Genomic DNA, 22478 nt, shown 5'->3' with positions numbered 1-22478 from the left:
TACACATAACAGGAGGGATGAACGATGAAACGAATTGGAATCATTTTCATGATGTTGACGCTCGTCACATTACTAGGTGGCTGTGTACCCGGAGACGGGACGTACACGACGGACCCGGCAGGCTTTTTCTGGGGCATCTGGCACGGATGGATTGCGCCGGTGTCACTCATTTTAGGATTGTTCAATGACACATATCGCGTGTATGAAGTGAACAATACCGGCTGGTTCTATGATTTAGGATTTTATATCGCCGTCATCAGTGGATTTGGAGGATTGACGTTGACGCGGAAGAGTCGGGGATAGTTTGATTATATGAAATGCCTCATGACATAGGGAATCCAATCCGACGTCTGAGGTATTTTTTATTTTGTTCGATGGTGGTAAAGGAAATGATGAAAGAGTTCGATATAATGAATATGGATGATTTTTAGCGTGGAGGTGCCATATGCACTCATATGAGTTTCAAATGTATCGAAATTTTGATGAACTCGCGATTGACTTGATTGAGTTAGCAAAAGAGATTGTACCAGATAAACTAGTCTACCTTACGTCAATTGAGAATGACGTCCAGCATATACTCAAACTATCGTCACAGGATTCTCCCATCCTACTTGAAGAAGGCATGTCTTTTGATTTGAAAGATACGGTGTGCAATCGAATTGATTTCAATCAGCGAGAAGTCTTAATGTATGAAGATATCGAAGAACAAATCGAGTCAACACGACTCCAATCGTTATTACGCGAAGTGAACATCAAATCGTATCTGGGAATCCCAATCCTGACGAAGAACGGGGATATTTTCGGGACGCTTTGTGTCGCCAATCACAAAAGTGCTCAGTACGATTCAAAAAGTGTCCGCTTGTTAAAGCGCGTGGTTCGTATGTTTAGTTATTATTTAGAACTCGAACGTCGTGCCTCACGGGATGAACTGACAAATCTTTATAACCGACATTACCTGTACAACTACTTTGAGACGAATCCGAATCAAGGAGGGGCATTGTTCCTCATCGATTTAGATGGATTTAAATTGGTGAATGATACATTCGGTCATGATGAAGGAGACCTTGTCTTGAAAGAAGTGGCGCTTCGTCTGAGACGTTTGATGGAGCCGGTTCCTGATTCAAAAGTGTATCGCTTAGGCGGAGATGAATTTCTAATTAAAATCGTACACGCATTATCAAAAGCGGCTGTCATTGAGTATGCTGAACAGATCTTGTCTGTATTGAAAGCATGGGACGACCATCTCCCGTTGTCAGCGAGTATTGGGATTGTTCAATATGAACCTGACGTTCAGCCTGAACTTAGTCGATTGTTGAAAGAAGCAGACGTTGCGCTGTATCGTTCGAAAGCGAGCGGGAAGAACACATATCAATTTGATCAATAACACCAATAGGCTAAACCGATGGATTGTCATTGGTTTAGCCTCTGTTTTTGCATTCAGCAACAAGGAACCGATTGTCGTGAAAGAATCGAATGAAAAAACGGGTAATAATTAAAGATTCGGTTTATGCCCCATCACGGCGACCGTATGATAATCACGGGAGTCCGGTCCTCGTTGTACCGACACATCCTCAAATCCGAGGTTGATCGCTTCGGGAATAAATCGATCCTGAACCATATCGGAAATGCTGGTCCACTCGACATCGCCTTTTCCATCGCAGTACGTGATAACGAATGTACCATTCGGTTTCAAGACACGTTCGATTTCAGACAGGACGGTCGTGATCTCTTCCCAAAAATATAGCGTGTGAATGCTAAACACGTGATCGACGGATACGTCTGCCACTTCAAGTTGATGCAGATCTCCTTGAATGAAATGAGCACGTCCTGTTTGAATAGATGCGTCATTTCGTTTTCGCGCTGAATGAATGATTGTCTTTGAACGATCGAGCCCGATCACGGACACATCATCACGTTTATGGCGAATCGTCGCCATCGCATCACCGGCCCCACATCCGAGCTCGAGAACGGTGGCATTTGGATGCATCTGTAACTGCTCGATTGTCCACTCGACTTCGATGCGATGTTGGCGCACCATCTTTTCCCCGATATATTTTCCGACGGGGCCGCGTGGATTTTCATACTGACTGTCTACCCAGTTTTTGAATACTTGCGGGAGCATACTGTCACCTCACTTTGAAAGTAGCTTGATTGTAGCATATTGATGAGACAAAGGAGTCAACAACATGCGTTCATTTTGGATACTCGGCAACCAACTCTCACACGAACTTGAGATGCTGAAGGATATGAAAGAAGATGACGTCATCGTCATGATTGAGGCGACATCTCGCGCGACGTGGCGTCCGTACCATAAACAAAAGCTCGTCCTCATCTTCTCTGCGATGCGACACTTTGCGGAAGAATTGCGCGATAAAGGATATACCGTGGATTATCACGAGGCGGATTCGTTCCAAGAGGCATGGGACAATCATGTGAAACAGTACAATCCGGACGAAATTCATGTCACCGCCGTCACGGATGAACCGATGGCGAAAAAACTGAAACAATTCGGGAAGAAGCATAAACTGGTCGAACATACGGATGTCCCGCTCTTCTATCTATCGAAAGAGGAAGCAACCGAGACGCTTGGGAATGAGCCGTGGCGAATGGATCGTTTTTATCGTCACATGCGGAAACGATTCGATGTCTTGCTCGAAGAGGGGAAGCCTCGCGGTGGGAAGTGGTCATTTGATGCGGAAAATCGGAAACCGCCGAAAGAAGATCTATCGTTTCCGTCCGCCATCCATTTCCGCCCCGACGCGATCACGAAAGACGTCATTGAAAAGGTCGATTCGACGTTTTCGGATCATCCAGGGGAAACAACCCCATTTCATTGGCCGGTCACCCATACCGAGGCCAGACGTGCGCTAAAACGGTTCGTGGAAGAACGACTTGAGACGTTCGGTCCGTATCAAGATGCGATGATGTCGGATGAACCGGAGATGTCGCACAGCCTGTTGTCGGCTGCCATCAATGTCGGTCTATTGACACCGCGAGAAGTCGTTGACACGGCATGTCAGGCGGATGCACCGCTATCGTCGATTGAAGGATTCGTCCGGCAAATTCTCGGGTGGCGAGAGTACATGCGCGCCGTCTATCTCGCTGTCATGCCCGGTTATGAAGACGTGAACACGTTCAAGCATGAACGCGACTTGCCATCCTTCTTCTGGGACGCGAAGACGGATTTGAACTGTCTACATCAAAGTTTGAAACCGGTCGTCGCTCATGCCCATAATCATCATATCCAGCGACTGATGGTGCTCGGAAACTATGCGACATTGTTTGAAATCAATCCGAAGCAGACGAGCGACTGGTTCAATGAGATGTATATCGATGCCTATGACTGGGTCGTCTTGCCGAATGTGCTCGGGATGGCCCTTCATGCGGACGGTGGAAAGCTCGCCACAAAACCGTATGTCGCTTCTGGAAAATATATCGACCGGATGAGTGACTACTGTCGGGATTGCCCATACAACCCGAAACACACGACAGAAGACGACGCCTGTCCGTTCAACGCCCTCTATTGGCGGTTCATCGATCGTCACGAAGAACGATTCTCGAAAAACCAGCGGATGAAGATGATGGTCCGCAATTGGCAAGGACGGGATGATGACGTGAAAGCCGACATCTTAGCGAAAGCCGAACAGACGTTGACCGATTCCCCGTGAATCGGTTTTTTTACGTTCTCTTCATGAAACTTAGCGATTCCTTTATCATAGCTTTACAATCATTCGTTACGATAGGAGCTGTGAGACCCCCTCACTCCAAGTGAATAGTTACCGGTAGAATCTTTGAGAGACCAACAGAAGCCCGTACGTCGATGACGTGTCGTTTCTGTTGGTCCTTTTTTTCAAGAAAGGATGATTCAAGTGAATGAAGCGATTGCACGAATCGGACAAGAACGAATGATTGCCTCCATCAAAAGTCCAAAACAAATCGAGGCGTTTTTACGGACGGATGTGACGACGACGTTTCTCATGATGGGAACGCTAAGTACACTCGACCGCTATGTGGCGCACTTGAAGCGAGAGAATCGAACGGTCTTCCTCCACGCCGAGCGAATCAATGGCATCAGCCTCGACCGGGACGGGATCGATTACCTCGCCAAACGTGTCGGCGCCGATGGGATTGTCACGACGAAAGCATCCGTGCTCCAGCATGCAAAGCGAGCGGGACTGTTGACGGTACAACGACTCTTTCTCGTCGACTCGGATGCCGTCACGAGCGGACTCAAACTCGCTGAGGCTCAACAACCGGATGCGATTGAACTCATGCCTGGGCTGATTCCGAGCGTCGTCGAGAAGATTTCTCGGGAAGTCTCCTTTCCGATTGTGACAGGTGGCATGATTCGTCAACCGATTGACGTGCATCGCGCCCTCGATCATGGGGCATTCGCCGTGTCGACCGGGGATGAACGACTTTGGCACGTGCAAAGTCAGAAGGAGGAATTAGCATGAAATCGATCCAACTACAACAACTGACAAAATCATTCGGGGAGACGGAAGTCATTCGAGGCATCGACGTGACGATTGAGGCAGGTGAATTTTTCGCACTCGTCGGACCGTCCGGTTGCGGGAAGAGTACGATGCTTCGGATGATTGCCGGGCTCGAATCCATCACAAGCGGCACGCTTCGCATCGACGGGGTGGCGGCGAACGGGATGAAGCCGAGTGAGCGTCACTTGTCGATGGTGTTCCAAAACTACGCCCTTTACCCACATATGACGGTTGAGAAAAATATAACGTTCGGTCTACATACGAAAGGACTGACGAAGCTCGAACAGCGAGAGCGTTGCCTACAGGCGGCGGAGACACTCGGACTCACCGATTACTTAAAACGGAAACCGCGCGAGCTCTCCGGTGGTCAGAGACAGCGTGTTGCTTTAGCACGGGCCATCGTGACCGAGGCACCGATTTGCCTGATGGATGAGCCGCTCTCGAACTTAGATGCGAAGCTACGGGCAAAAATGCGTTCAGAGATCCGTCAGTTACAGCGCAAACTCGGATTGACGATGATTTATGTCACCCACGACCAAGTCGAGGCGATGACGATGGCAGACCGCATCCTGCTTCTCAATGAGGGGGAAGTGCAACAAGTCGGAAAGCCGCTCGACTTATACAATAAACCGGCGAATACGTTCGTCGCTTCCTTCATCGGGTCACCTCCGATGAATCTCGTCGACGTGACACGACAAGAAAAAGGCTGGATGGCCTCAGACGGGCGGTTGTTCCATCCAAACGCACTGACGGAAACGTCGCAGGCGACACTCGGTGTGCGTCCTGAGCAAATCAAGCCGGCGGACGAAGATGTGACATTTTACGCAGAACTGAAAAATATTGAAGTGCTCGGGACCGAGACGATTCTCGCCTTTGACGTCGGAGGGAACGAATGGTTGGCAAAATGGCCGGGACAATGGCCGCTCACGGTCGGCGAAAAAGTGGCGTGTTATGTGGATCCGAAACAGATGTCGCTATTTGATACGAACGGACAGCGCATCGAACCACGACAACCGAAACTGTTTGAGGCGTTGGAGGTGTTCCAATGACGGTCGCCTTACCGAGAGAGAAAGTCCGGACACGGCTATCTGACGCAGCGAGCGGTCTGTTGTACTTGTCTCCGTCAATCATCTTATTCGGTGTCTTTCTCGTCTATCCGCTGTTGCGAACGATTTATTTAAGCTTTTTCCGGATCGACACACAGGGAACGCCACTCGAATTTGTCGGGGTCGGTCATTACAGCACGCTATTCACGAGCGCCGCGTTTTGGCAAAGCATTCAGGCGACAGTCGGATTCGTCCTCTTGACGGTCCCGCTCACGATTCTCATTGCGCTCGGTCTCGCACTCCTCGCCAATGAGAAACTGAAGGGTATTGGCATCTTTCGGACGGCGTTCTCGGCGACCATGGGGATGAGCGTCGCGGCATCATCTGTCATTTGGATGTTCATGTACAATCCGTCAATCGGTATCTTTAACCGATTCCTCGAGGCAATTGGTGCGAGCGGCGTACAGTGGCTCCTCGATCCACAATATGCGCTCCTTTCCGTGTCACTTGCGACCGTTTGGATGAACATCGGCTTCACGTTCTTGATTCTACTCGGCGGTCTTCAAAACATTGACCGAACGTTGTATGAGAGTGCGGACATTGCCGGGACGAGCTACTGGACACAGCTCCGCGCCATCACCATCCCGATGTTGTCACCGACACTCTTCTTCGTCGGGATTATCTCGCTCATCAACGCCTTCCAGACGTTCGGGCAGATCGACTTGTTAACGAAAGGTGGACCGACGAATGCGACGAATGTCATCGTCTATGCCATTTACAAAGATGCGTTTATCAACTATAACGTCGGCAGCGCCAGTGCACAGGCCGTGCTCTTATTTATCGCCGTCCTTTTGTTGACATGGCTCCAATTTAAATTGGTCGAAAGGAAGGTGCATTACCAATGAGACTACGGAATGTTGGCGTATATGTCTTACTCGTCTTGAGCGCAGTCGTCATGCTGTTTCCGATCGCCTATGCGTTTTCAATCAGTCTGATGGACGGGAAGGAAGTGCTTCAGGGACATCTGCTCCCACGTGAGCCTTCATTTGAAAACTATGTGGCCGCATTCGAGCGCATCCCGATGATGACGTACCTGCTCAACAGTCTGATCGTGGCGCTCCTTGTGATGATTGGACAGGTCGTCTTGTCGAGTCTTGCGGCATTCGCGTTCGTCTTCATCGACTTTAAAGGAAAAGGGCTCATCTTCATGCTCTTCCTAGCAACGATGATGGTTCCATGGGAAGCGACGATGGTACCAAACTTTTTAACGATTCAGTCGCTCGGCTGGCTGAATAGCGTCTGGGGATTGTCGGTGCCGTTCTTCGCGCTCGCATTCGGGACATTCTTACTTCGGCAACAGTTTAAGACGATTCCATATGAAATGTACGAGGCGTCCCAAATTGCTGGGATTAGTCGCTTCCGTTTCTTTTGGAACGTCGTCTTACCGGTCTCGAAGACACCGCTCGTCACATTGTCGGTGTATAGCTTTTTAACGACTTGGAATATGTACTTATGGCCGCTTCTCGTCACGAACACGGAACAGGCGCGGACGGTTCAAATCGGCATCAAACAGATGCAGTCGAACGAGGTCGCTTCGGATTGGGGCGTCGTCATGGCGGCAGTCATCTTGATTATCATTCCGACACTCGTATTGTTGTTTGCAGGACAAAAGCACCTGCAAGAAGGATTGACGCAAGGCGCTATCAAATAATAGGGGGATATGACAAATGAAAAAGTTAGGATTATTCGCAGGGTTGGCAAGTTCGGTGTTATTACTCGGGGCATGTGGCAGTGAAGAAGCGGCACCCGTCGCGGCGACGACAGAAGACGGAAAGACAGAGGTCGTCTTTTGGCATGCGATGAGCGGGGACTTGGAGACGGCGTTAAACAGTCAAGTCGATGCGTTCAACGCTTCGCAAGACGACTATGAAGTCAAACCGGTCTTCCAAGGAACATATGAGGAAGCGTTGACGAAATTCAATGCGGTCGCCGGTTCGGAAGACGCGCCCGCCATTATGCAGACGTTCGAAGTCGGGACGAAATACATGATCGATTCGAACAAAATCACACCAGTTCAAGAGTTCATCGACAAAGAGGATTTTGACACGAGCGTATGGGAAGAGAACATCTTGAGTTATTATCAGGTCGATGGGAAGCAATACTCGATGCCGTTCAACTCCTCGACACCGATCCTCATCTATAACAAAGAGGCGTTTGAAAAAGCAGGGCTCGATCCAGAGAAAGCACCACGCACATATGACGAGTTGAAAGAGGCGGCGAAGAAGTTGACAACGGACGGTCAGACCGGCTTCACGATGCTCAACTACGGTTGGTTCTTTGAACAGCTCTTGGCCGCACAAGGTGGACTGTATGTCGACAATGACAATGGACGAAGCGGAGACCCGACGAAAGCCGTGTTCAATGGCGAAGAAGGACAGAACGCGTTCAATCTCATCAAAGAGATGTACGATGAGAAGACGTTCCTTAACGTCGGTCAAAACTGGGACGACATGCGCGCGGCATTCCAATCTGGAAAAGTTGCCATGTACCTTGATTCGTCAGCAGGAATCCGTACGGTAGCAGACAACGCGGACTTTGAAATCGGCGCATCGTACTTACCGGTACCGAATGAAGCGGAGCGTCAAGGCGTCGTCATCGGCGGGGCATCGCTCTGGATGGGTGATGGCATTGCCGAAGAGACGAAAGAAGGCGCATGGGAGTTCATGAAGTATGTCGCTTCAACGGAAGCGCAAGCACAGTGGCATGTTGACACAGGCTACTTCGCCATCAATCCGGAAGCATACAATGAACCGATCGTAAAAGAAATGTGGGCGAAATATCCACAACTGAAAGTGACGGTCGACCAACTCAGTGAGACGAAACCATCACCGGCGACACAAGGAGCGCTCATCTCGACGTTCCCGCAATCACGTCAAAGTGTCGTCAACGCGATGGAAAGTTTGTATCAAGGGGTGTCGGTCGAAGAAGCATTGAAGCGTGCGGCCGATGAGACGACTTCCACCTTGGGGCAGTGACATGTTGATTTACGCACATCGCGGCTATAGCGCCAATTACCCGGAAAATACATTGTCCGCGTTCGAGGCAGCTCTTCCCTATGTGGACGGAATCGAGCTGGACGTACAGCTATCGAAGGACGGGCGTCTCGTCGTCATTCATGACGAAACCGTCGACCGGACGACAAATGGAACGGGATGGGTGAAAGACATGACGCTTCAGGAGTTGCGCCAGTTGAAGATTGACGGCTATGAACGCATCCCAACGTTAGAAGAGGTGCTCGGACTGATTGAACGAAGCAACGTCACCCTGAACATCGAATTGAAGACGGATCAATATGCGTATCCAGGGATTGAACGTCTCGCTTGGTTTGCTGTCAACGAGTTTGAACTCGGTGACCGTGTCGTGTTCTCCTCATTCAATCGTGAAACGCTCGTCCGAATGCGAGATGTGGCACCAGTCGCCCGGCTTGCAGTGTTGACACTCACGGGTGAGTCGGACACCGTCTCGTTCGCTGAAACGATTCGGGCCGAGGCGATTCACGCCCAGCCTGCATTTATCGGTTCGAAAGCATGGGATCAGATACAACAGACGACGCTCGAGACACGGCTCTACACGATCAACGACGTGAAGGACCTGCCCCCGATAACGGTTTCGGCCATCATGACAGATGAGATTGAACGGTTTACAAAATGAGTAGACTAAACCCCGCTCCTGAGAAGGAGCGGGGTTCATTCATGTCATGATCGGTTCTGGTGTGTCATAGGTTGAGATGACAACTTGATTACGCCCTTCGTTTTTCGCTTGATAGAGCGCCGAATCAGCGAGATCTACCATCCGCTTGATGGGGAGCGAGGTCCCGTGTGCGACCCCGACGGACGTCGTGATTTGAATCGGTGGAAAATCGTTCAAGTGGAATAGTTCAGCAGCAATCCGTTCTCGTATCCGGTTGGCCACTTTGTCTACCTTCTCTGGCGTCAAGTCGTACATCAAGATGACGAATTCTTCGCCACCGATTCGTGCGACAGTGTCATGGGCACGCGTCTCGACTTTTAAGATGTTGGCGAACTGTTGTAAGACGAGATCACCGTTTCCGTGACCATATGTATCGTTCACATGTTTAAAATGATCGATATCGAGCGCGAGTACATTGTACGTCCGATTCTCTTGCCCGATGGAAGCCGTATATCGATCCCACACACGTCGATTGTATAGACCGGTCAAATGGTCTCGTTCAGACGACTGTTTGTACTCGATGGCACGGCGGGTCGTTTGTTCAAGGTCGATGGTGAGGATGCTCGAGAGTAGACCGACGAGCATGCCAATCATCCAAATGGACAAGACGAGGGATACATAGGCTGTGCTCCAACCCATATTGATATAGACGGCAATCGAAATAATGAAGAGCGCCCATACGTTCAAAAAGATACTCTGTAAGAAGAGTCGCTCCCGAAGCAGCCGATGAATCCAGAGCATCCCGATGCTGACGATGAACGTCGCGATAAATGCAATCATGGCCTGCTCGGTCATTCCGAACAAGAATCGTGTACTGGCGATGACAAGTGTCGCAATGAATAAAGGAAAACGAGCACCATAAAAAGCAAGCAACACGAGCGGTAAGTGACGTAAATCCACACGGACCATATCGTTAGCTTCTACGGCGTTATACATCAAAAACAGACCGAGTGCACCGGCGAGTATTCCAATCACAGAACTACGAAGACGGTACGAATTAAAAAGCGAAGAATGATAAATCTTCGAGATGATATAAAATCCGGTGAATGCGACACAAGCATTGAGCAACAAGACGGTGAGCGTCATTCCTTCACGACCTTTTCGATAGACTATACATTAACGGTAGCAGTCTTCAAATAATTGTCAATCTGAAGGTGTGTAAATGTTCATTATCTTTTCACGCTTTCTTCTTTGTTCCTCGAAACGCAAAAAACATAGCGATGCCAATTCCAATGCCGAGCCACCAATTATCGAGGGTGAGCCCGAAAACGACGGCGAATACGACCGCGACGGGAATCGATAAGTAGCCACGTTGTTTCATCTTCATTTCCTCCTCTCTTCGACACTTCTTTATTCCCAAAACGAATGCGCTTCATTCTTGAATCGAAACAAATTAAAAAACGTTCGACCGATTAAATCAGTCGAACGAAACCGAATGTTTAGGGGATGGTAGCAATGGACAACTCTGTCGGGTATGAAGCTCAATCGTGAAAGTCGTCCCTTCTCCATATACCGAATCTGCATGAATTCCCCAACCGTGGGCTTCGGCGATTCGTTTGCAAATCCGTAGACCGAGACCGGTTCCTTTAATCGATTGATGGGCGGCGGATTCGACACGATAGTATTCATCAAATACGTAGGGAAGCGCATCTTCTGGAATGCCGATGCCGGTGTCAGATACGGACAAGATCACCGTCCCGTCGCATTCCTCAACCTGGGTATGAACCTCCCCACCTTCGGGAGAATACTTGATCGCATTGCTAATCAGGTTATGAAGCAATTGCCGTAACTTTTCTTCATCTGCTTGAATCGAGACATCATTCGTTTCAAACGTCACTGTATGAAGAGGAGAGGTCGTTTGATAACTCGATATGACATCCTCTAATAGTGGCCGGAGTGCGAATGTCGTCACAGTCAATTGCTCGACCGTGTAACTTTGTTTTTGATAATCGAGAAAATTATCGACGAGTCGCTCTAGTCGCTCCGATTCTTGTTTGACTTGTTGTAGCATCTGATACGACTTTTCCGAACCTTGATGACGTCTCATAAGTAACTCCGTATAGCCGTGGATGGCAGTCAATGGCGTACGGAAATCATGAGACAGTTCGGCAAGAAAACTGTCTTTACGCTCTTCAAAGCGGACGGCTTCCGTTTGGTCGCGCCACATGATAAAAACGCCACGTGGTGTACGTGTGAAGTTGAAAATCAAATGTAGCGTCTTGTCATCAAAACGAAGACGACGTGAGGCCATCCTTGGATCCATTTCGGTCGCACATTCGAGCAATTCCTGAATCAGGTGCATGACTTGTGTGGAATCCGCCCCGTGCCGTTCCAACGTGGTATATACATAACGAGTCAATGTGTCCAATGTGTCAAAAGACTGTGTCGTCATAGAAGGGTACCAGTGACGAAGAGAATCATTCGTATACAGGCGGCACCTCGAGAAATCGATATAACACATCGCATCCTGTACTTCTTCCACGATAGAAGCGATGGAGAACGTATGACGTTGCTGTTTTTGACGAGCGGAGCGTTTCTGCCTAACCCTACGAAATCGGCGCATAGACCTACCTCCTCGCGAACATTTGTACATGCATTCACAACAAGTATACGACATTCGAGAAGGAATCCCTATACAGGCAATAGTCCTAGCAGAAACGTATCGAAATTGGGACGGATCTTAAAAAACACCTCTCCGCTACGTGAACGGAGAGGCGTGAGTTATTCAGTCACTTTTAATTGTCCCATCATCCCGTTCTCTTCATGCTCGAGGATGTGGCAATGATACATGAACGTTCCTGTTTTAGTGAAGGTCAGTTCGATTTTCACCTGTTCATCGGGAGCCACAGCGACCGTGTCCTTCCACCCTTTCTCATAATCGGCTGGTGGGTTGCCGTCCCGACTGATGATTCGGAACTGGACGCCGTGAATGTGGAAAGGATGCGTCATCCCGCCCATCATGTCAGGTTTATTTTCAATCTCCCACACTTCGGTGTCTCCGCGTTTCGCTTCGATATCGATACGATCCGGGTCATATGTTTTTCCGTTGATTGACACCATATTTCCCATTCCAAACAACGTGAGGCGGCGATCTGCTTTCTCATCTGTCGAGCGCTCCATCGTTTCGGTCGTCGGAATATCGATGGATGCTTTGTCGAGTTCACCGACACGAAACGTGGTGAATGTCACCCCGTCTGCTTCTAAGGCGATGTCATCTTCTACTTGTGAAAAATCAATCAGCACCTCGGCCCGTTCGCCTGGTGTCAACGTGAGGGTCTCTAAAGGAATCGGGCGTTCTAACGACCCTCCGTCTGTCGCAATCTGCGTCATCTCAGCCTCGTTAGATAATGAAAAATCAAAATCACGCGCATTCGAACCGTTGACGAGCCGAACACGGAGCGTCTCGGTTTGAACATCGAACGTCGTGTTGATGGCTCCATTCGCAAGAATGGTATCGCCCGTCGTTCCGTCGACGTTCATGTGGGCATCATAATCCAACTCGCCGTTATCAGTGAAGAGCCGATCTTGTACGATGAGCGGGATGTCGTCGACTCCATATTCATTTGGGAGACCGTTCTGTGCATCGTCGGTCACATAAAGAAGACCGGCGAGCCCTTTATAAACTTGTTCGGCTGTCGATCCCATCGGATGGGGATGAAACCACAGTGTACTAGGTTCTTGATTGATGTCGAGTCGAACTTGTGCCCGTTCACCTGGGGCGACGGTCTGATGAGGTCCTCCGTCCATGTCGGCAGGGATGACGAGTCCGTGCCAGTGGAACGTTGTCGGTTCATCCAATCGATTGATGGTATCGATTACGACTGTTTTTCCTTTCGGTAACTCGATCATTGGTCCGAGTAAGTCTCCATTATAGCCGAACGTTTCCGATTTCTTGCCGTCTTTGAAAAATTGTGACGTGCCTTTAGTTGCTTCCACCGTATAGTATACCGTGTCTCCCGTGACACGATCTGGCTGTAAGGCAGTCGGAATCGGAAGTGTCTGTGTCGGTTCATCCGATGCTTGGAGATTTTGGGTCGCACCGTGTCCCATCGGTCCGCCATTGCCATCCATTCCGTTATTGCCCATCATGTGGTCACCCATTTGCCCGGTTGACGAATCGTTGCCCATCTTATGATCTTGATTCATATTGTTGTTATGGTTCCATGTTCCGTTGAAGAGAACGGCTAGTAAGACGAGGATGCCCCCAATTAAAATCCCCGTCAACAGAAACCACATTCCTTTTGATTTCATCTGATAACACTCCTTCATTGTTCAGTCTTCACCCTGTTGTACCACCTAATTGTGAAAGAAACATGAAAGTCCGAATCCGTTTATTTATATACCGCATAGGGGTATGAAATATGTGTAAAGGAGAGGATAGATGATGGAACACGAACACAATCAACACCATGAACATCATGAGGAGAGTCACGATTCTCATCATGGCGGACATGGACACGAGCATATGATTGACGATTTCAAACGACGATTTTTCGTATCGATTGGTCTGATGATTCCGATTTTATTGTTGTCGGACATGATTCAAGAATGGTTGCGGTTTGAACTCGATTTTCCGCTTGAAAAGACTATCTTATTTGTGTTGGCGACGATTGTGTATGTATACGGAGGATGGCCGTTCTTAAAAGGGAGTGCAGAGGAGCTGCGGGATCGTAGCCCAGGCATGATGATGCTCATTGGCTTGGCAATCAGCGTCGCTTACTTTTATAGCGCAGCTGTCGTCTTTGGCTATGGAAGTGGACATGACTTCTTTTGGGAACTTGCTTCATTGATTGTGATCATGCTACTCGGTCACTGGATTGAGATGCGTTCTGTGATGGGGGCGTCAAATGCGTTGGAGCAACTCGTGCAGCTTTTACCGAACGAGGCGCATCGTATCAATGGGGAAGAAACGGAAGACGTCCCCATCTCTGAACTGAAAGAAGGAGACCGAATTCTCGTCAAACCGGGGGAACAAGTTCCTGTGGATGGGAAAATCATCAAAGGACGAACGACCATCGACGAGTCAATGTTGACCGGCGAATCGGTCCCGGTCGAAAAGACAGAAGGTGAAGATGTCATTGCGGGCTCCATCAACCAAGAAGGTAGTTTAACGATTGAAACGATTGGTACGGGAGAAAGCACGTACTTGTCAAAAGTCATCGAATTGGTGAGCGAGGCACAAAAATCGAAGTCACGGGCTCAAAACTTGGCAAACCGTGCGGCGAAATATTTGTTCTATATCGCGATTGCCGCAGGCATCATCACATTTATCATCTGGTTCATGCTCGGCTATTCGGTCGGAACGGCAGTCGAACGGATGGTGACGGTCATGGTCATCTCGTGTCCGCATGCACTCGGACTGGCGACACCGCTCGTCGTTGCCGTTTCGACAGCGTTATCGGCAAAACAAGGTCTCCTTATCCGTAATCGGACTCAATTTGAAGAAGCGCGTCGCCTCGATGCCGTCATCTTTGATAAGACGGGTACGTTGACGGAAGGAAATTTTGGCGTCACGGACGTACAAGCGAGCTCATCTTTCACAGAAGAAGACGTATTGCGATTAGCTGGAGCTGTCGAACGGGAGTCGCAACATCCGCTCGCGCAAGGGATTTTAAGAGAAGCCGAGAAACGAGAATTGAAACTGGCGGATGTCGACAACTTCGGTTCGATGACGGGTGTCGGATTAGAAGGGACGGTCGGCGGAGCACATGTTCAGGTCGTCAGTCCACGTCATATCCGTGATCAACACATTCAGATCGATGAAGAGACGTTCGCACGACTCTCGGAAGAAGGAAAGACCGTCGTCTTTGTCTTGAAGGACGGGGAATGGGTTGGTATGATCGCGATGGCCGATTTAGTACGGGAAGAAGCGAAGGAGACCGTCGAGGCCCTTCGTGAAAAAGGCATTCGTTCCATCATGTTGACGGGAGACAACGAGAAGGTCGCGCATTGGGTCGCGGGTCAGCTTGGCATCGATGACGTGTATGCCGAAGTATTGCCGGACGACAAGGCGAACCAAGTAAAAGACGTCCAAAAAGACGGAAGTAAAGTAGCGATGGTCGGGGATGGAATCAATGACGCTCCGGCGCTGGCGCAAGCGGATGTCGGTATTGCAATCGGCAGCGGCACGGACGTTGCCGTTGAGACGGCAGATATCGTCCTCGTTCGCAGTAATCCGAAAGATGTGCTATCGATTTTAGATCTTTCACAAAACACGTATCGGAAGATGATTCAAAACTTGTGGTGGGCCGCCGGGTATAACGTCGTCGCCATCCCACTCGCTGCAGGCGTGTTAGCGCCTATTGGCATCATCTTGTCCCCGGCCATCGGTGCCGTCTTGATGAGTTTAAGCACGGTTATTGTCGCCATCAACGCCCGACTTCTGAAGATTTAACAAGTTTTTCATCTTTAGCACGTATGCTAAATGGGATGCTATAGATGGAGGGATCGAGATGAAACGAACGTTACTGTTATCACTAGCCTTGACGCCACTGCTTTTAACGGCTTGTGGAACGGAAGAAGCACCGTCGGACACCGGTCAATCCGAGAACGTGACGACACCTACAAAAGACGAGTGGCAACGTGTGGAATCCGATGAAACGGTTTCTCATATCCACGGGGCTGGATTTTGGCAAGACGACGAACGTCCTGTCATCGCGACGCATGCCGGGTTGATAGAATATCGAGAAGACGGTTGGTATACACTTCCGACGAATCGTCACGACTATATGGGGTTTGAAGTCGTCAAGGATGGATTTTATGCGAGCGGTCACCCCGATCGTCGGACAGATTTCAAAAATCCACTTGGTGTGTTGCATGGAAAAGACCACGGTGCGATGTTAGAAGCACGGTCGCTTGAAGGAGAGGCGGATTTCCACTATATGAGTGCCGGTTATGAGACAGGAACGCTGTACGTCTATTTAGAAGAGGCGACGTCTCAACTCGAGACAGGTTTCCATCGCTCGACAGACGGAGGAAGAACGTTTGAACCGATGCAAGTGAACGGAATCGAGGGAGTACAAGTCGCAGGCATCGTCGCCGATGCGACGGATGCGGAGCGCGTCTTCTTATACGGACCGTCCGGCATCCTCGTTTCGAATGATGCGGGAGACTCGTTCGAGCCACTCGTCGAGTCGGAACAAGTCGTCACGGTCGGGGCGGACGATGGGCAGTTGGCTTACATCCGACGGACGGGCGATTCTTTTGAAGGCGTTCGTTACAACTTAGACGATGCCTCATCCGAAACGTTCAAGCTTCCAACGCTTCAAACGGATGTTGTACCGATTGAATTGGTCATGAAAGAGGAACGCATGCTAGTCGTCGCATCGGATAACAGTGTATATGAGTTCACGGACGGAGAGTGGCAGACACGTCTTGACGCAGGGGAGCTCGACTAAACAAAAGACGCCTTTCCATTAAAGGGAAGGCGTCTTTTTGTCGAGTGGAAGCGTGACGGTGAAAGAAGTACCCGATGCATCAGACGTGACCGTCAATTCCCCGCTGTGACGGTTGACGATTTGGTCAGCGATGGCGAGTCCGAGTCCACTGCCACCGGTCTGTCGGGACCGTGATTTTTCCACACGATACAGGCGGTCAAAAATGTGCGGTAAATCTTCTTCGGGAATGCCTTTCCCATTGTCTGTAACGGTCAGGACCAGGTGAGTGTCCGTGACGTTTGAGCGCAGGGAAACCTGTGTCGCCTCACTATGTTCAATCGCATTATGGGCGATGGAGCGGAAGACTTGGAGCATTCGATGACGGTCTAATGTGAGCGAAACATCTGGTCGTCCGGCATTTGGCAGAGTATCGAAGCGAATCGTCGTCATTCGGAACATCGTATCGAGCATTCGTCGTAAATCCTCACAAAACGTCGTGACAGACACTTCTTCTCGATGTAACAAGAACGTGTTTTCATCGAGCTGTGCCAATTGAAATGCATTTTCGACGAGTTCTGTGAGCGAGCGGCTCTCATCTAAAATCGTTTGAATCGACTGTTGCCGAAGTGATTCTGGAGTGCTGTCTTTCGAAGCGATTTCGGCATACCCTCTCAAGTAGGTGAGGGGGGTCTTAATTTCATGTGAGAGATCGGATAGAAACTGATGCCGCTCGCGTCGTAGCCGAGATAATTCAAGCGACATCGATTCGATTGAACGTGCCAATTCTCCGATTTCATCAACTCGATTCGTCGGTAACTGTAAATCGTCCGGGTTTGTGAGAACGTTCTCCGTCGCTCGTCTTAATGACTCAATCGGTTTTGAAATAAGTCGGCTTAGAAGAATGAAAGTCAAGATCGTCGTCACGAGTGCGATAGCCGTGATGTAGAGAAATCGCAACTGAAGGCGATGACTGATTCCATGAATGATCTCAGTCGGTAAAAACATGTAGACGTACCCATACCGTGTATCAAGATCATCCGTGATCGGCGTACGAACGCTTAAATACGGCTCATTTTCCCAGTCGTCCTCTAGAACAGTCGTATCATCGAATGGAGCTATACGTCGTTTCGTTTCGACGGTATCGACTAGTACCTGTGGAAAAGAACGGGACGTTTGAAGAAGATCATGTGCTGGGTCGGTGATGGCAACTTTTGTGTCCGTCTCACTTTCCATCGTAGCAACGTGACCAATCGTCTCTTTTGAAAAGTTCATCGCCAACACGTTCGCATGGCTCTCGGCCCTCGACTCGAGACGATTGATTTCTTCTACAACGCGTTCGCCGAGTAACGTGTGATAAAGGAGAAGGAATAACACGCCTTCAATTAATAACGTAGATAAGAGGAAGACGAGGCTGATGCGAAATGGTAGACTGTTACGACTTCGTTTCATCTGGAACGCTCCTCGGTCCATCGATAGCCACGTCCCCAAACGGTCTTCAAATAGTCGTCGATTGGAAAGCCGGCATCTCCTAATTTTTCTCGAATCATACGAATATGCGCATCAACCGTACGAGGATCGGATTCAGCAGAGTAGGGCCAGACAAGGTCAAATAAATCTAGGCGGTTGAAGAGTCGATTCGGATGCTGAAGGAACAGTTTCAGAATGGCCGTCGCTTTCGGCGTGAGGACGATTTCTTGTTCCTCATAAAGAATACGTCCGCTCTCTTCATCATATCGAAGCGGACCGTATTGAATATTGACGACACGGGTCCGTCGTAAGACGGCGCGAATACGGGCGAGGAGGACGTTTCCATCGAACGGTTTGGTAACGTAATCATCCGCTCCAGCATCTAATCCTCGGATGGTCGTCTCGTTGTCTGACCGTGCCGTCAACAAGACGACAGGTAATGCCGGGTCCATCGTCTTTAACTGACGACAAAGTGAGATCCCATCTACTTCTGGCATCATAATATCTAAAAGGACGAGATCCGGTCGCTCTTCGATTTTGTCGAGTGCGGAACGAGTATCGCTTGCCTCGATGCAAGAGTACCCATCACCCTCAAGGAACAGACGAATCAAATGTCTCATTTTTTCTTCATCGTCTACAATGAGAATCTTCATCTTGTACTCCTCCTTTCTTTATTTATTATCGTTCCGCGTGCTTCACATGATTTCCTTCTGTAGCGAAAAGAGTCTGTAGTTGTTCACATGCGCGCGCGACGTCTCGACAGTAAATGACGGGCACTCTCGCGTCAATCGGTTGTTCCGTGACAATTGCGACTGCCCCGTTTCGGATGGCCACCTTCACTAAATCGACACCTCGTTCATTAATCGGACGTTTGCATACATATAAAAACATTTTTTTAATTTTTTCTGGTGTCGTTCCGATACCGCGAATCACCATATCTTCAGGACGGTCAAGATACGACCAAGATAACACAGAATCCAGTGATGCCAATACGTCACGCAATGTCACCTCTTGCATTGTCGTTCTCCTTCCGTGCAAAATCTCAATTTCATTAGTCTACCCGACGATTGTGAAAAAGAAGTGAAAAACATTCAGAAAACGCCATGGCTAAAAAATATGCAGGTTTGAGTGCAGAACAAGTAGGTAAAAGTAATTCTACATGCATAACAAGAAAGGATGAACGAGATGAAATCATACGGTAAATTCGGCATCATGATTGTGGTCTCTACATTTATTATGTATTGGCTCATGTATTTGAACGTCTTTCAAATCAACCATATCTTCTTTAGTCAAACGAGGTTGTATATGGCACTCATCATGGGATCGGTCATGGCAATCGTCATGTTGCTCTTCATGTGGGGTATGTATAAGAACAAAGCCTTCAACTTTATCATTATAGGGGTCAGCGTCCTCGTCTTCAGTGTCTCCCTGTGGCTTGTACGGAGTCAAACGACTGTCGATGACGTCAGTTGGATGAAGGCGATGATTCCGCACCACTCGATTGCGATCTTGACGAGTGAGCGCGCTGAAATTGAAGATCCGCGCGTCAAAGAATTAGCTGAAGGAATTATTGAAGCGCAACGCCGCGAAATCGAAGAAATGAAACAGTTGATTAAAGATTTAGAGGATGAAGAAGAGAATGCAGAGGAAAATGAGGAATGACGGATATACACAGTCGAAATCGGCTGTGTATTTTTTAATCCATTCGAAAGGAAAAATAAAGAAAGTAAGTTAGAATTTGTTTTCCTTTATTTGAAATATAAATGACATATTTGTCGGTTCATTTTGGTGGTAAAATTTTTTCAGTTAGATAATATAAAATATAAAAATTTAAATACATAATTGAAAGGATTTACCACATCATGAAACGAAAGATGCTTTCCCTCTTGTGTGCCGTTTTTCTCACCGTCGGAATTTTCACTCCGGCAGGTACCCCGGTTGAAGCCGCCACCACGTATTATGTCAAAGTCACGACCAACAGTTTAAACGTCCGTTCGGGCCCGGGCACGACGTATGCGATCGTCGGTAGCGCCAAGTTGGGACAATCGTTCAAGTATCTCGGCGTGAGCGGGGGATGGACAAAAATCAACTTCAACGGGACATCCCGCTACGTCTCCAGTACATATGTGAAGAAGTACAGTGTCTCCACGCTTTCAACGACATCGACTGCGAAAATGATCATCCCGACAAAAGGGACGTTGACACAAAAGTATGGTCCGGCGAGCGGGCAGTACGGCTACACGTTCCATAACGGCATCGACTTGGCTGCTCCAAAAGGAACACCGGTCGTGTCAACCGCCTATGGAAAAGTCATCGTTTCTCGGAACTATGGGGCTTACGGTAACCATGTCATGATGAGCCATCAGTTGAACGGACAAACATACATCACAGTATATGCACACCTCGATCGTCTCAATGTCGTCACAGGACAGACGCTAGCAAAAGGTGCAACGATTGGAACGGTTGGGAATACCGGCAACTCGTTCGGGAACCACCTCCACTTCGAAGTGCATCGGAACAGCTATGTGTATAGCAGTTCATCTCCTGCCAACAGTATCAATCCGTATACGATGTTCTGACATAAAAGCACGCGCTCCCAAAGGATGGGGCGCGTGCTTTTTGGTTAATGCCACGTCGTTTGTTTGTTTCGCTCGATTTGGTTGGCGGCGATGAGGCTGATACCAAGGACGACACCGAACACCAATCCGAACAGGTTGTTGAAGAGTAACATGAGGATGATCCCGAAGACGAGACCGATACTCATGAGGCCAATTCGATCAAACATAGTGAATCCCCTTTTCTGTAGTTGTGCACCTCAATGATTACCCGATTTTCAAAGAAAGAACACCGACGAAATGGACTGATTGATTCATTATACGTGTTTGGACGAACCAGGTTTCGTTTTGTAGAAACTATAGAGCACGCTAATCAAGATGACGAGAACGATAGTTCCAAGAGACATCCAAATCGGCATTTTGTATACATCACCCAAAATCATCTTCGCTCCGATGAAGACGAGCATGAAGCTGAGACCGTGTTTCAAATAGTAGAAGCGGTCGATCAAGTTGGCGAGGACGAAGTAGAGACTACGAAGTCCGAGAATCGCCATGATGTTCGCATAGAAGATGATATACGGATCACGTGAATACGCAAAACTTGCAGCGACCGAATCGACAGCGAAGACGATATCCGACAATTCGATGAAGATGAGCGCGAGGAAGAGTGGCGTGAAGAACAACTTCCCATTGATGCGCTTCGTGAATTTTCCTGATGAGATATCCTGTGTGATGGGAAGGCGTCGCTCGAGCCAACGAATCGTCTTGTTTTCTTCAAGTGACTCGTCTTTCCCGATATTTTTATACATCATCCATCCTGTATAAACGAGGAACGCTCCGAACACGTAATAGACCCAACCGAAGTTTTCTAAAAGGGATACCCCAGCGACGATGAAGACGGCGCGGAAGAAAATTGCTCCGAGAATCCCCCAGAACAGTACCTTATGTTGATACTTGAGCGGGATGGCGAAGTAGGCGAAGACGAGTGAGAAGACGAAGACGTTATCAATGGCGAGTGCCTTCTCGATGAAGTAGACGCTCGCATATTCTGTTGCGGCCGTACTGCCTTGCGTGTAGAACAACCATCCCCCGAATATGATGGCAATTCCAATCCAGACGAACGTCCATGTCCACGCCTCGTGGAGCGAGACTTCGTGTGCTTTACGGTGGAATACCCCGAGGTCAAGCGCGAGCATGAAGATGACGATGAGTAAAAATCCGATGAGTAGGGTCAACAACAATTCCTCCTTTTGAGGTCATATGAACTTATATATATTTAATTTAAGTTCATAAGAACTCAAAGTCAAGCGTAAAAATAAACAACCACTCGAAAAGGAGTGGTTGTTTATTCATCAATCTATACTTTGTTCAATGTTTTGTACAACATCTGCAAGCATAATTTGCTCTAGGACTCGTTCCATGGCGGATTGAGCTGTTATAAAAATGGGCTCAATCGTTGCTTGGATGTTTCTTCCGACTGGGCAAGCCGGATTTGGTTGATCATGAATTCCGAACAGTTCATTTGGTTCGACGACAGCAACGGCTTGATAAATTTCAAGAAGTGAAATGGTGTTTAGTGGTTTAGTAAGAATTGCACCAGCAACACCTGGTTTAACTTGAATCAATTCTGCTTTTTTTAACATGGCCATAATTTTTCGAATAAGAGCAGGGTTTGTATTTACGCTCCGCGCTAAAAAATCTGATGAAATCAGTTCTGGTGGTGAAAGCGCGACAAGAGTCAGCATGTGGATGGCAACCGAAAAACGACTACTGATTGTCATAAATATC

Annotated in this window: 24 protein-coding genes; 13 read left to right on the top strand and 11 right to left on the bottom strand. The window is 48.5% G+C overall.

What is annotated here, in order from left to right:
* The first annotated feature begins 24 nt into the window (after positions 1–24).
* Both KNO94_RS11240 and KNO94_RS11235 read left to right on the top strand, forming a co-directional pair.
* Positions 25–303 carry a hypothetical protein gene (locus KNO94_RS11240; RefSeq protein WP_031422288.1) on the top strand — a complete coding sequence of 93 codons (279 nt, stop codon included), beginning with the start codon at positions 25–27 and terminating at the stop codon, positions 301–303.
* A gap of 142 nt (positions 304–445) precedes the next feature.
* On the top strand, positions 446–1384 hold the full coding sequence (locus KNO94_RS11235) for a sensor domain-containing diguanylate cyclase (protein ID WP_214779747.1): 939 nt from the start codon (positions 446–448) through the stop codon (positions 1382–1384).
* Positions 1385–1492: 108 nt separating this feature from the next.
* Here the strand turns inward: KNO94_RS11235 and KNO94_RS11230 are convergent, their stop codons facing one another.
* Positions 1493–2122, bottom strand: coding sequence for a class I SAM-dependent methyltransferase (locus KNO94_RS11230; RefSeq protein WP_214779745.1), 630 nt, complete (start codon positions 2120–2122; stop codon positions 1493–1495).
* A 64-nt stretch (positions 2123–2186) separates the two neighbouring features.
* Between KNO94_RS11230 and KNO94_RS11225 the strand changes: the two genes are divergently transcribed.
* From KNO94_RS11225 to KNO94_RS11195, 7 genes are all read left to right on the top strand, one after another.
* Entirely contained in the window at positions 2187–3668 is a 1482-nt protein-coding gene (locus KNO94_RS11225) for a cryptochrome/photolyase family protein (protein ID WP_214779743.1), read from the top strand.
* 192 nt (positions 3669–3860) lie between these two features.
* Entirely contained in the window at positions 3861–4457 is a 597-nt protein-coding gene (locus KNO94_RS11220) for a glycerol-3-phosphate responsive antiterminator (RefSeq protein ID WP_159562954.1), read from the top strand.
* Positions 4454–5545: an ABC transporter ATP-binding protein gene (locus tag KNO94_RS11215; RefSeq protein ID WP_214779741.1), complete on the top strand. Its 1092-nt coding sequence runs from the start codon at positions 4454–4456 to the stop codon at positions 5543–5545. The genes KNO94_RS11220 and KNO94_RS11215 overlap by 4 nt, the downstream gene beginning before the upstream one ends.
* A complete protein-coding gene (locus KNO94_RS11210; protein ID WP_214779739.1) occupies positions 5542–6447 on the top strand; it encodes a carbohydrate ABC transporter permease in 906 nt (301 codons plus the stop codon). Before KNO94_RS11215 ends, KNO94_RS11210 begins: the two co-directional genes overlap by 4 nt.
* On the top strand, positions 6444–7253 hold the full coding sequence (locus KNO94_RS11205) for a carbohydrate ABC transporter permease (RefSeq protein ID WP_214742064.1): 810 nt from the start codon (positions 6444–6446) through the stop codon (positions 7251–7253). The genes KNO94_RS11210 and KNO94_RS11205 overlap by 4 nt, the downstream gene beginning before the upstream one ends.
* A 16-nt stretch (positions 7254–7269) precedes the next feature.
* The gene (locus tag KNO94_RS11200) at positions 7270–8577 is read left to right on the top strand and encodes an ABC transporter substrate-binding protein (RefSeq protein WP_214779737.1); all 1308 of its coding nucleotides are present in this window, start codon (positions 7270–7272) and stop codon (positions 8575–8577) included.
* Position 8578: 1 nt separating this feature from the next.
* Positions 8579–9253, top strand: a complete 675-nt coding sequence (locus tag KNO94_RS11195) for a glycerophosphodiester phosphodiesterase (RefSeq protein ID WP_214779735.1) — start codon at positions 8579–8581, stop codon at positions 9251–9253.
* A gap of 39 nt (positions 9254–9292) precedes the next feature.
* Here the strand turns inward: KNO94_RS11195 and KNO94_RS11190 are convergent, their stop codons facing one another.
* The 4 genes from KNO94_RS11190 to KNO94_RS11175 form a co-directional block, all read right to left on the bottom strand.
* On the bottom strand, positions 9293–10378 hold the full coding sequence (locus KNO94_RS11190; RefSeq protein ID WP_196431250.1) for a GGDEF domain-containing protein: 1086 nt from the start codon (positions 10376–10378) through the stop codon (positions 9293–9295).
* Between the two features lie 91 nt (positions 10379–10469).
* Positions 10470–10613 carry a hypothetical protein gene (locus tag KNO94_RS11185; RefSeq protein WP_026825140.1) on the bottom strand — a complete coding sequence of 48 codons (144 nt, stop codon included), beginning with the start codon at positions 10611–10613 and terminating at the stop codon, positions 10470–10472.
* A 96-nt stretch (positions 10614–10709) separates the two neighbouring features.
* Positions 10710–11855: a sensor histidine kinase gene (locus KNO94_RS11180; RefSeq protein ID WP_214779733.1), complete on the bottom strand. Its 1146-nt coding sequence runs from the start codon at positions 11853–11855 to the stop codon at positions 10710–10712.
* A 158-nt stretch (positions 11856–12013) separates the two neighbouring features.
* Complete coding sequence (locus tag KNO94_RS11175; protein ID WP_251125950.1) at positions 12014–13543, bottom strand: multicopper oxidase family protein; 1530 nt, start codon at positions 13541–13543, stop codon at positions 12014–12016.
* A 130-nt stretch (positions 13544–13673) separates the two neighbouring features.
* Here KNO94_RS11175 and KNO94_RS11170 point away from each other — a divergent pair, with 130 nt between their 5' ends.
* Positions 13674–15686 carry a heavy metal translocating P-type ATPase gene (locus KNO94_RS11170; protein WP_214779729.1) on the top strand — a complete coding sequence of 671 codons (2013 nt, stop codon included), beginning with the start codon at positions 13674–13676 and terminating at the stop codon, positions 15684–15686.
* 58 nt (positions 15687–15744) lie between these two features.
* A complete protein-coding gene (locus tag KNO94_RS11165; RefSeq protein WP_214779727.1) occupies positions 15745–16689 on the top strand; it encodes a F510_1955 family glycosylhydrolase in 945 nt (314 codons plus the stop codon).
* Positions 16690–16707: 18 nt separating this feature from the next.
* Here KNO94_RS11165 and KNO94_RS11160 read toward each other — a convergent pair whose 3' ends face one another.
* From KNO94_RS11160 to KNO94_RS11150, 3 genes are read right to left on the bottom strand one after another with little or no spacing between them, the layout of a single operon-like run.
* Entirely contained in the window at positions 16708–18117 is a 1410-nt protein-coding gene (locus KNO94_RS11160) for a sensor histidine kinase (protein ID WP_214779725.1), read from the bottom strand.
* Positions 18114–18788 carry a response regulator transcription factor gene (locus KNO94_RS11155; protein WP_214779723.1) on the bottom strand — a complete coding sequence of 225 codons (675 nt, stop codon included), beginning with the start codon at positions 18786–18788 and terminating at the stop codon, positions 18114–18116. The genes KNO94_RS11160 and KNO94_RS11155 overlap by 4 nt, the downstream gene beginning before the upstream one ends.
* Before the next feature lie 25 nt (positions 18789–18813).
* Positions 18814–19152 (bottom strand): hypothetical protein, encoded by a 339-nt coding sequence (locus KNO94_RS11150; RefSeq protein ID WP_214779721.1) that lies wholly within the window; start codon positions 19150–19152, stop codon positions 18814–18816.
* A 168-nt stretch (positions 19153–19320) separates the two neighbouring features.
* Between KNO94_RS11150 and KNO94_RS11145 the strand changes: the two genes are divergently transcribed.
* Together KNO94_RS11145 and KNO94_RS11140 are read left to right on the top strand one after the other, a co-directional pair.
* On the top strand, positions 19321–19797 hold the full coding sequence (locus KNO94_RS11145; protein WP_214779719.1) for a DUF305 domain-containing protein: 477 nt from the start codon (positions 19321–19323) through the stop codon (positions 19795–19797).
* Between the two features lie 200 nt (positions 19798–19997).
* Positions 19998–20714 carry a peptidoglycan DD-metalloendopeptidase family protein gene (locus tag KNO94_RS11140; RefSeq protein WP_214779717.1) on the top strand — a complete coding sequence of 239 codons (717 nt, stop codon included), beginning with the start codon at positions 19998–20000 and terminating at the stop codon, positions 20712–20714.
* A gap of 44 nt (positions 20715–20758) precedes the next feature.
* Here the strand turns inward: KNO94_RS11140 and KNO94_RS11135 are convergent, their stop codons facing one another.
* From KNO94_RS11135 to KNO94_RS11125, 3 genes are all read right to left on the bottom strand, one after another.
* A complete protein-coding gene (locus KNO94_RS11135) occupies positions 20759–20920 on the bottom strand; it encodes a hypothetical protein (RefSeq protein ID WP_214779715.1) in 162 nt (53 codons plus the stop codon).
* Between the two features lie 87 nt (positions 20921–21007).
* A complete protein-coding gene (locus tag KNO94_RS11130; protein WP_214779713.1) occupies positions 21008–21925 on the bottom strand; it encodes a TerC family protein in 918 nt (305 codons plus the stop codon).
* A 117-nt stretch (positions 21926–22042) separates the two neighbouring features.
* Positions 22043–22471: an Rrf2 family transcriptional regulator gene (locus KNO94_RS11125; protein ID WP_214779711.1), complete on the bottom strand. Its 429-nt coding sequence runs from the start codon at positions 22469–22471 to the stop codon at positions 22043–22045.
* Positions 22472–22478 lie beyond the last annotated feature (7 nt).

The organism is Exiguobacterium sp. s22 (assembly GCF_018617455.1).
In the GTDB taxonomy this organism is placed as follows: domain Bacteria; phylum Bacillota; class Bacilli; order Exiguobacteriales; family Exiguobacteriaceae; genus Exiguobacterium.
The sequence above is the reverse complement of the archived record's forward strand: the minus strand, read 5'-3'. Positions and strand labels throughout refer to the sequence as shown.